8 protein-coding genes are annotated in these 7,632 nt (G+C 62.1%); 3 read left to right on the top strand and 5 right to left on the bottom strand.

What is annotated here, in order from left to right:
• Positions 1-227: 227 nt before the first annotated feature.
• A complete protein-coding gene (locus Mhypo_RS16640; protein WP_119342369.1) occupies positions 228-1,523 on the top strand; it encodes a cytochrome P450 in 1,296 nt (431 codons plus the stop codon).
• A 12-nt stretch (positions 1,524-1,535) separates the two neighbouring features.
• On the opposite strand, the gene Mhypo_RS16635 is transcribed toward Mhypo_RS16640, so the two are convergent.
• The 5 genes from Mhypo_RS16635 to Mhypo_RS16615 form a co-directional block, all read right to left on the bottom strand.
• Positions 1,536-2,030 (bottom strand): DUF192 domain-containing protein, encoded by a 495-nt coding sequence (locus Mhypo_RS16635; protein WP_170148342.1) that lies wholly within the window; start codon positions 2,028-2,030, stop codon positions 1,536-1,538.
• A gap of 138 nt (positions 2,031-2,168) precedes the next feature.
• A complete protein-coding gene (locus Mhypo_RS16630; RefSeq protein ID WP_119342367.1) occupies positions 2,169-3,398 on the bottom strand; it encodes an MFS transporter in 1,230 nt (409 codons plus the stop codon).
• The gene (locus Mhypo_RS16625; protein WP_119342366.1) at positions 3,391-4,455 is read right to left on the bottom strand and encodes an NAD(P)H-dependent flavin oxidoreductase; all 1,065 of its coding nucleotides are present in this window, start codon (positions 4,453-4,455) and stop codon (positions 3,391-3,393) included. The genes Mhypo_RS16630 and Mhypo_RS16625 overlap by 8 nt, the downstream gene beginning before the upstream one ends.
• Positions 4,456-4,467: 12 nt before the next feature.
• On the bottom strand, positions 4,468-5,352 hold the full coding sequence (gene yedA / locus Mhypo_RS16620; protein ID WP_119342365.1) for a drug/metabolite exporter YedA: 885 nt from the start codon (positions 5,350-5,352) through the stop codon (positions 4,468-4,470).
• Positions 5,352-5,906, bottom strand: a complete 555-nt coding sequence (locus Mhypo_RS16615; protein ID WP_119342364.1) for a cysteine hydrolase family protein — start codon at positions 5,904-5,906, stop codon at positions 5,352-5,354. Before Mhypo_RS16615 ends, yedA begins: the two co-directional genes overlap by 1 nt.
• A gap of 202 nt (positions 5,907-6,108) precedes the next feature.
• Between Mhypo_RS16615 and Mhypo_RS16610 the strand changes: the two genes are divergently transcribed.
• The gene (locus Mhypo_RS16610; RefSeq protein WP_119342363.1) at positions 6,109-6,591 is read left to right on the top strand and encodes an Lrp/AsnC family transcriptional regulator; all 483 of its coding nucleotides are present in this window, start codon (positions 6,109-6,111) and stop codon (positions 6,589-6,591) included.
• A 108-nt stretch (positions 6,592-6,699) separates the two neighbouring features.
• Positions 6,700-7,347 carry a monothiol bacilliredoxin BrxC family protein gene (locus tag Mhypo_RS16605; protein ID WP_240637306.1) on the top strand — a complete coding sequence of 216 codons (648 nt, stop codon included), beginning with the start codon at positions 6,700-6,702 and terminating at the stop codon, positions 7,345-7,347.
• Positions 7,348-7,632: the final 285 nt, after the last annotated feature.

Raw genomic sequence — 7,632 nt, 5'->3', positions numbered from 1 at the left:
CGGGGGCCGATGGCCCTTCACTGTCGGTCGGCGAAGAAAGCGTCTCCCTTCCAAGGGGCGGTATCGCCCTCCGCTACGCGGATAACTTCCAAGGGGCGGTATCGCCCTCCGCTACGCGGATAACTTCGGTCGGGTTAGTTCGTCACCATTTGGTGACGAACTAACCGAATCTGGTATGAGAAGAAGCTTTCTTCTCCCCCCTAGCAAGGCAGTAAACTTTTCGAGGTATGACCCTCGACCCCACCGAGCTCGAGCTACGCCAGGACCCACTGCAATTCTTCATCCACCTCTCCCGCACCAGCCCCGACATCACCACCTTCCGCTTTGCCTCGGGCAAGGAGATTGTGTTTCTCAACCACCCCGACCTGATCCGCGAAGTGCTCATCGAGCGGGCCGAGCAATTCCACAAATCCGACCTGACCCGCGCCTTTGCCGGGGGCATGGGCAACGGCATTTTGCTTTCCGAGGGCGAGTTCTGGAAGCAGCAGAGCCGACTGATGCGCCCGGCCTTCCACTACAAGCGCCTGCAGGGCTACGCCGAGGTAATGCGCCAGTTTACCCTGGAGATGCTCGCGCACTGGCAGAACAGCGAAATTCGGCACATTGACGAGGACATGAACGCCCTCACGTTGCGGGTAGTGGCCAAGTGCATGTTCGATGTGGAGGCCGGCGAAGACCGTGAGATCATGCACCGGGCCATCATGCTGGGGCAGAAGGTGGTGGGGCAGATGGTCTACGGCTGGCTCAACCTGCCCGACTGGCACCCCGCCATGAACCGCGACGGCATCCGGGTGGTGCGGGCCCTGAACGAGATGGTCAGCCGGCACATCACCCACCGACGGGAGCGCGGCGACCTGGGCGACGATTTGCTCTCCATGCTCCTGGAGGCCCAGAACCAGCCCGACGTAGAGCTTTCCGACCGGCAGCTGCGCGACGAGGTGCTCACGGTAATCACGGCAGGCCTCGAGACCACCGCCAACGCCCTGATCTGGACGTGGTACCTGCTCGACCAGCATCCAGAGGTGAAGGCCAGGCTAAGGGCCGAGGTGGACAGCCTGGGCAAGCTGCCGGGCTTTGAAGAGGTGCAACGTCTCCCCTATCTGGATCAGGTCTTCAAGGAAAGCCTGCGGCTGTATCCGCCGGTCTGGATTATCGGGCGTGAGAGCGTGGAGGCGCTCGAGCTCGGCGGCCTCAAGTTACCCCCCAGGACCCAGATGGTGATGAGCCAGTGGGCCGCCCATCGCGACCCCCGCTTCTTCGAGCAGCCCGACCATTTCCGGCCCGAGCGCTGGACCCCCGAGTTCGAAAAATCGCTGCCCAAGGGGGCCTATTTCCCCTTCAGCCTGGGGCCTCGGGTGTGTACGGGTCAGGGTTTTGCCACGGTGGAGTACAAGATAATTGTGGCCACTGTACTGCAAAAGTTCGACCTCGAGCTCGCCCGCCCCGCCCCCATCCGCCCTGAGCCCAACTTCACCCTCTGCGCTCACGGGGGGCTGCCCATGCGGGTGCGCGAGCGGAAGTAGCCCCCAGCTTTGCTAATCTGACCGGGCTTTGAGCACCTGGATGGAGGGCCCTTCAATCTGGCTACCCACGCCGATGCCCTGTTGGGCAAACCAGCCCCAAGCCACCTCTAGCCGCCCCCGGTAAGCCACCTTGGGGAAGTAGCTGGGGCATCGGGCGCTACAAGGCTTTAGGTCGAGCACCTGCAGGATCACCCCGTTGCGGTCGAAGAAGGCCACCGAGACCGGGGCGGTGTATGCGTGGGCCTCGAGGGGCTGGTCGGTAACCTGCGGATGCAACCACATGAGCCCACCGTTCTCGAGTACCATCCCCCGCAGTCGCCGCGCTTTTTCGGGCTGTGCGGCCATGTCCACTATCTCCACGGTCAGGGCCACCGGCTGGGCATGGGGTGCCCTGAGGCTGATTCGCTCCTGGCCCAGGGCCCTGGAGGCAGTCACCGGGTCGGGACGCCAGGCAGAAGCGGCCAGCAATACCATGGGCATTGCACCCAGAAGCAGCAGCAGCGCCATCAGGACTACCGAACTCCTGTACTCCCGCATGTTCTTATTGAGCACCCTGGCTGGCAATGGGAATAGGACACGGCCCACCGAGCCAGACATCCTAACGGTGGGCTGGCCCGAGAGGGAAAAAAGCCCCGACAGATTTTTTTAATCCTGGGCCACCGCCAGCTTGGGAGGGCGGCGAATACCCAACGAGAGCATCGCTGCCGCAATCCCAATAGCCCCAGCGAGTAAGAAAGCCAGGTTGTACTCGCCCAAGGCGTCGCGGGCGGCCCCTCCGGCCCAGGCGGCGGCGGCAGCTCCTAGCTGGTGTGCAGCAAATACCCAGCCATACACCGTACCCACATTCTGCCGTCCGAAGTTGTCGGCCACCAGGGCCACGGTGGGGGGCACGGTGGCGATGTAGTCCAGGCCAAACACCACCGCGAAAACAAGCAGGGTCTCGGGGGTGGTGGCAAAGGGCAAAAACAGAAGCGAAAGGCCCCGGAAACCGTAGTAAAGACTGAGCAGCACCCGGGGGTCATAGCGGTCGGTCAGGTAGCCCGAGGCCAGGGTGCCCACAAAATTGAGCGCCCCCATGACCGCCAGAATGCCGGAAGCGGTAGTGGGGGTTAGGCCACACGAAACCGCGTAGGGGATAAAGTGCACCCCCACCAGACCGTTGGAAGTAGCCCCGCAGATGAAGAAGGTGGTGGCCAGCAGCCAGAAGGTGGGCGAGCGCAGGGCCCGGCCCATGATGCCGGGGTTGGCGGTAATCTTCATAGGCGCCGAACCGGGGGCCGCTCCCAGGGCCTGCAGCCCCATTTCGGCGGGGCTGTCTTTCATGAAGAGCCACACCGGCAGAAGGGCCAATAGCGATACCGCCGCCATAATCCAGCTGGCCTCGCGCCAGCCCAGCCCGCTGGCCCAGAAGACCAGCGCCGGGATGAAGATAAGCTGGCCCGCCGAGGTGGCCGCCCCAAAGATGCCCGTCACCAGACCCCGGTGCCGAATAAACCAGCGGTTGGCCACAGTCGCGCCCAACACCCCACCCACCACCCCGGTGGCCACCCCGCTTAAGAGCCCCCAGACCAGGTTGAGCTGCCAGGCCTGGGTCATGAGGGCGCTTAAGGCCATGCTCAGGGCCATCAGGCCCAGGCCAAAGAGGGTGATGCGCCGGGGGCCCAGGCGATCCATCAGGTAGCCGCTTAAGGGCGCCCCCAGACCAAAGAGCACCAGTCCGATGGCCGTAGCGAAGGAAATACTCTGAATGGCCCAGCCGGTGCCCTCGTGCAGGGGCTGAATCAGGGCCCCCGGCACCGAGCGGTTGCCGGCGGCAATCAGGGTCGCCACCACCGCCACCCCCACCACAATCCAGCCATAGAAGAGCCTATTCATGCCGGGCTCCCTGTAACTTTCGCAAAGCTTCCTGGGTCTCCTGCACCAGCGTTTGCACCAACTCAGCGGCGGGTAGTTGTCGGCATAGGCTGGCCGCCTGCCCGGCCCAAAGCGACATGAACTCGGCGCGGCCCGCTTTAGCCGCCGCCTGGCGAATTTCGGCGGTCAGGGCGTTCTGGATGGGATAGGGCGGCACCAGGGCTTCGTAGGAGTGCATCCGCTCTATAAAGGCATTGCGCAGGCCCCTTGCGGGCCGTCCGGAAAAGGTGCGGGTGACCACGGTAGGGTCGCCCTGGGTCTGCAGCAGGGCTTGCTTGTAGAGGGGGTGGATGCCTGCCTCGAGGCAAGTCAGGAAGGCCGTCCCCATTTGTACAGCGCTGGCCCCCAAAAGCAGCGCCGCCGCAATGCCCCGCCCATCCATGATGCCCCCGGCGGCAATAACGGGAACTTTCACTGCTTCCACCACCTGTGGCACCAGGGCCAGGATACCGGTCATGGCGTGCTCAAACGGCCCGATAAAGGTACCCCGGTGGCCCCCGGCTTCGGCCCCCTGAGCGCAGATGTAATCGGCCCCGGCTTCTTGCCAGGCCAGGGCTTCGGCTACATTGGTGGCGGTGCCGATAACCTTGCAACCCGCCTGGTGCAGGCGCTCGACCTGGGGGGCGGACAAGAGATCAAAGTGAAAGCTCACCACCGGGGGTTTTTCCTCAATCAGCACCTCCAACTGGCCCTCGAAGTCCTCGCTGAACTTCGCAGGCGGCTTCCCCGGCGGCAGGCCCAACTCGGCCCGGATGGGTTGCAGGCGTTCTAAAGCGGTTTGCAACTCGGCTTGCGAAACCTCTACTGGCTTCAGCACGAACAGGTTGACATTGAAGGGCCTATCGGTCAGGGTGCGAATAGTGCGAATTTCCTCGCGTAGTCGCTCCGGCGAGAGCATCACCCCCGCCAACGAGCCCAGACCGCCCACGTTGGAAACAGCAGCCACCAGCTCGGGCGTGGTGGCCCCTCCCGCCATGGGGGCCTGAACGATGGGGTGGGGGGTCAGGTCGAAAGCCATGCCGGATTGTACTCACTTCCGCACCACCGCGACCAGCGCCACCCCCAGCAAAATGATGGGCAGGGCGATAAAGGTGTAGATGTCCAGCTTTTCGTGGGCAATGAAGACCCCCAACAGCACCGCCACCACCGGGTTCACATAGGCGTAGCTGGTAGCCAGGGCAGGGCGCACGGTATCGAGCAGGTAAGTGAAAGCGCTGTAAGCAACCAGGGAACCGAACACCGTGAGGTACAGCAGCGCCAGGATGGCGCCCAGGCCGGGCATCTGGATCATGCGCTCGCCCATCACCAGGCTCAGACCCAGCAGAAAAAGCCCGCCGCTAAGCATCTGGGTAGCCGAGGTCATCAGCCCGCTGGGCAGAGGAAGGTGGCGGCTCCAGGCCGTGCCAAAGGCCCAGCACAGGGGCGCACAGGCCAGAATGAGTGTGGCCACCGGGTTGGAGCGCAGGGAGCCCTCGAGCGAGAGCAACACCACCCCCGCAAACCCCACCAACAGACCCACCCACTCCGTGCGGTGCGGCCAGCGACCCCACAAACCCGAGAACAGCACCACCAGCAGGGGAGTTGCGGCGGGAAAGATGGCGGTGAGGCTCGAGGCCACCCCCAGAGAGGAAGCCAGCATCACCCCGCCCATACCACCCCCCATCAGCAGAATGCCCACCCGAGCTGCACCCCCCCACTCCGCAGGTGTGGGCGTGGGCATCCCCCGCCCACGCAAAAACACATACAGCGTTCCACCCGCCAACAGGAAGCGAATCGCACTACCCAGAAATGGAGGAAACCCCTGTACGGCGTAGTGGATAGCCAGGTAGGTCGAGCCCCATATAAAGTACAAAGCCAGCAACGACAGCAGCACCAAGAGTGGGTTGTGGGGACGGGCCAGGCTTGGCTGCACCATTAAGCCCCATCTCTTTCCAGGGCTTCCTGGGTGCTGACCACCGTGCAGAACTCTCCCTCCAGGCTGGCCAGATGCACCCGGTGCACCTCGTCGGCCGGAATCATGCCCTCGGGGCTTTGCTTGGCAAAGGTAGCGCAGGCATCTCCCACCAGCCACACCTCGAAGCCCAGGTTGCCGGCCATGCGCACGGTGGTGGAGACGCAGTGGTCGGTGGTCAGGCCCGCCACCACCAGGCGGGCGATGCCCTCCCGGTGCAGGTAGGCCTCGAGGTCGGTGCCTATAAAAGCGCTGTTGACGGTCTTGGCGAAGACCGGCTCCCCTTCCAGGGGGCGGGCCTCGGGCTTGAAGTCGTGTCCGGGCTGACCGGGGCGCAGCGGCGAGGTAGGGCGAAGCGAGTGGTGCTGGACGTGAAGAACCGGCGCACCGGCCTGCCGAAACTTCTCCAGCAAGGCGGCCACGTTGCGTTCGAACAAAGGGTTGTTGCGAGGGCCAAAGTAGGCGGTATCGTCGAGCCCTTGTTGGATGTCTATAAGCAGTAAGGCGGTTCTGGACATGGCCGGCCTCATTAGGGCACAAACCCAGAAAAGCTCAACCTGAGCCGGGACGGGATTGGCTAAAGCTGGCCTGCGGAGGATGACAGGCGTCGGCTCAGGCTGAGGGTCTGGAGGTATTCCCCGAGCGGGGAATAACCCAATGATATACACTTTATAGCACTTTTGTCCATACATAGTTTGATATTTTGTTATCATACCGAATATGATTCAGTTAGATGCTCGCGACAAGGCGATTTTGCTCGAGCTACAGCAAGAAAGCCGGCTTTCCTATGCCGAAATGGGCAGCCGGGTAGGGCTTTCTCCGGCAGCCGTACACGACCGGGTAAAAAAACTCGAGCGCAAAGGCGTCATCCGGGCGTACAAAATTCAGGTAGACCCCGAAGCCCTGGGCCTCAAACTAACGGCCTTTGTGGCCATTCGGCTGGATAACAACTTCACCGGACGGGAAATCCAGCCTGGCCTCGAGCAATTCCACCAGATCGAGGAGGTGCACAGCATCGCAGGAGAAAACGATCTGTTGCTCAAGGTGCGCACCAGCGATACCAAAGCCCTGGAAGCTCTTATTTACCGTATTAAGGCCGTGCCAGGCATCGCCCGTATCACCTCGACGATTGTGCTCTCGACGGCGCTGGAAGGCCGACCGCTGGTTCCTGGCGAAAGCGACGAGTCCATCGAGTTGCGTTGAGCGGGTACCGTAAGCGCTTACAAAAAAAGTATGGCAGGTTAGACCGGATTCAAGGGGAAGTGTCCCGGCTAACGTTTGCTTAGAGCCCCTGCGGCTAGACTCAGAGCCATGAGAGAGCGCATGTATGCCATTACCACCCCCGAAGAAGCCGATATCTTTATCGAAAGCCAGCCTGTTACGGCCATCTTCAAAGCTGGCACCTGCCACAAAACCATGCAGGGCTGGGGCAACGTGGAAAAAATACTGCGGGAACGACCCGAAATTCCGGTGGGCATTATCAAGGTGGTGGAGCACCGCCCGGCCTCCAATCGGGTGGCCGAGCGCACCGGCATTGTGCACCACTCACCCCAGATTATTCTTTTCCGCAATGGCCAGCCGCTCTTTGAGCTAAATAACTGGGACATTACCCTGGAAAACCTCGAGCCCCTCTTCAGCCAACACCTGCCCGATGTGAAGGTAGAAAAACCGCAGGAAGGTGGCACGAGCAACCTCGAGCCCTACAAGCGCCTGCTGGACGCTTACCTGAGTGGAGCTGTAAGTGAGCCACAGTTCACCTGGACGTATCTGAACATGTTCCGCGAGGACGCCTCGCTGCGCTCGCAGGAAGAATTTGAGCTGCTCAACTCGCTGTTTGGCAACCCCGACGAGCACCACATTCACCCCAGGGCCATCATGCAATACGAGCAAGAAAACCCCCAGGCCACACCCTTGCGCGAGCGGGTGCAGGCCCTGCGGGCTCAGCTCGAGACCCTGTAAACCCTATCCGACGTGTTTTTGAAATCCCCGCCTTCAATGGCGGGGCTTCTCATTTCTCATCCCTGCATAGTCATACCGGATTCAAAAAGACAGTTTACAAAACCAAAAACACCAGAGGCTGTCTTTTTGAATCCTAGAGCACACACCTCCCTTGAGTACCGGCGCTAGCCGGGGGCCGATGGCCCTTCACTGTCGGTCGGCGAAGAAAGCGTCTCCCTTCCAAGGGGCGGTATCGCCCTCCGCTACGCGGATAACTTCCAAGGGGCGGTATCGCCCTCCGCTACG

The sequence above is a fragment of the Meiothermus hypogaeus genome, from assembly GCF_003574035.1.
GTDB lineage: Bacteria > Deinococcota > Deinococci > Deinococcales > Thermaceae > Meiothermus > Meiothermus hypogaeus.
The sequence above is the reverse complement of the archived record's forward strand: the minus strand, read 5'-3'. Positions and strand labels throughout refer to the sequence as shown.